2 protein-coding genes are annotated in these 2,389 nt (G+C 64.9%); both read left to right on the forward strand.

Annotated features, from left to right (window positions below; genetic code table 11):
* A partial coding sequence (gene tkt / locus Q0L94_RS17855) for a transketolase (protein ID WP_296756037.1) occupies window positions 1–1,701 on the forward strand: 1,701 nt, incomplete at its 5' end.
* Window positions 1,702–1,799: 98 nt separating this feature from the next.
* The coding region (locus Q0L94_RS17860) for a type I glyceraldehyde-3-phosphate dehydrogenase (RefSeq protein ID WP_296756039.1) at window positions 1,800–2,389 on the forward strand (590 nt) is incomplete at its 3' end.

A 2,389-nucleotide genomic window follows, 5' to 3' on the forward strand; every position in this document is an offset into this window, starting at 1 on the left:
AAGACCCCCGGCCACCCCGAGTACGGCTACGCCCCCGGCGTCGAGACCACCACCGGCCCGCTCGGCCAGGGCATCACCAACGCCGTCGGCATGGCGATGGCGGAGAAGATCCTCGCCGCGGAGTTCAACAAGCCCGGCCACGCCATCGTCGACCACCACACCTACGTGTTCATGGGCGACGGCTGCATGATGGAAGGCATCTCGCACGAAGCCTGTGCGCTCGCCGGCACCTGGAAACTCAACAAGCTGATCGCGTTCTGGGACGACAACGGCATCTCGATCGACGGCCACATCGAGCACTGGTACACCGACGACACCGCCAAGCGCTTTGAAGCCTACGGCTGGAACGTCATCGCCGGGGTGGACGGCCACGACGTGGTGGCGCTCGAAGCTGCGATCCAGAAAGCCAAGGCCAGCAGCGACAAGCCGACGCTCATCTGCTGCAAGACCATCATCGGCAAGGGCTCGCCCAACAAGGCCGGCACCCACGACGTGCACGGCGCCGCGCTGGGTCACGACGAAGTCGAAGCGACCCGCAAGCACATGGGCTGGACCCATCCTGCGTTCGAAGTGCCCGCCGACATCTACGCCGGCTGGGACGCCAAGACCAAGGGCCAGGGGCTGGAAACGCTGTGGAACAACAAGTTCGTCGAATACAAGAAGGCCTACCCGGCCGAAGGCGCCGAGTTCGAGCGCCGCATGAAGGGCGAGCTGCCCGCCAACTGGAAGGCGCACGTCGCCGAGAAGCTGGCCGCAGTCAACGCCAAGGGCGAAACGGTCGCCACCCGCAAGGCTTCGCAGATCGCGATCAATGCACTGGCCTCCGCGCTGCCCGAGTTCCTCGGCGGCTCGGCCGACCTTACCGGCTCCAACCTGACCAACTGGGAAGGCTGCCACCCGGTGCGCCACGGCAAGCCCGGCAACTACATCAGCTACGGCGTACGTGAATTCGGCATGGCCGCGATCATGAACGGCATGGCGCTGCACGGCGGCCTGCTGCCCTTCGGCGGCACCTTCCTGATGTTCTCCGAATACTCGCGCAACGCCATCCGCATGGCCGCGTTGATGAAGCAGCGCGTGATCCACGTGTTCACCCACGACTCCATCGGCCTCGGCGAAGACGGCCCGACCCACCAGCCGGTGGAGCAGACCGCCACCCTGCGCATGATCCCCAACATCGACGTCTGGCGCCCCTGCGATACGGTCGAGACGCTGGCCGGCTGGGTGCATTCGGTCGAGCGTCACGACGGCCCCACCTGCCATATCCTCAGCCGCCAGAACCTGCCGTTCATGGCGCGCGACGCCGCGACGATGGACAACATCGCCAAGGGCGGCTACGTGCTGAAAGACGCCGCCGGTGCCAAGGCGGTCATCATCGCCACCGGCTCCGAAGTCGAACTGGCCGTCAAGGCCCAGGAAGCGCTGGCCGCCGATGGCATCGCGGTGCGCGTGGTGTCGATGCCGTCGACCAACAGCTTCGACCGCCAGGACGCCGCCTACAAGGCGAGCGTGCTGCCCAAGGGCCTGCCGCGCGTTGCAGTCGAAGCCGGCGTCACCGACTTCTGGCGCAAGTACGTGGGTCTGGAAGGCGCCGTGGTCGGCATCGACAGCTTCGGCGAATCCGCCCCGGCACCGGCGCTGTTCAAGCACTTCGGCATCACCACCGAGGCCGTCGTCGCCGCGGTGAAGGGCGTTCTGTAAACCGTGAGGCGTGAGGCGTAAGGAGTGAGGCGTCGCGCCTCACGCCTATCGCCTTACGCCTCTCCGCAACAAGATTTTCACTCACTGGAGACTGACACATGGCAATCAAAGTTGGCATCAACGGTTTTGGCCGTATCGGCCGCATGGCTTTCCGCGCAATCGCCAAGGACTTCCCCGAAATCGAAGTGGTCGCGATCAACGACCTGCTCGACCCCGAATATCTGGCGTACATGCTGAAGTTCGACTCGGTGCACGGCAACTTCAAGGGCGACATCGCCGTTGAAGGCAGCAACCTCATCGTCAACGGCAAGAAAATCCGCCTGACCGCCGAGCGCGAGCCCGCCAACCTGAAGTGGAACGAAGTCGGTGCCGACATCGTGATCGAGTGCACCGGCTTCTTCCTGACCAAGGAAACCTGCCAGAAGCACATCGACGCGGGCGCGAAGAAAGTGGTGCAGTCCGCTCCGTCCAAGGACGACACCCCGATGTTCGTGTACGGCGTGAACCACGAGAAATATGCCGGCGAGGCCATCGTCTCCGCCGCTTCGTGCACCACCAACTGCCTGGCGCCGATCGCCAAGGTGCTGAACGACAACTGGGGCATCAAGCGCGGCCTGATGAGCACCGTGCACGCCGCCACCGCCACCCAGAAAACCGTCGACGGCCCGTCTTCCAAGGACTGGCGCGG

The organism is Thiobacillus sp. (assembly GCF_024708915.1).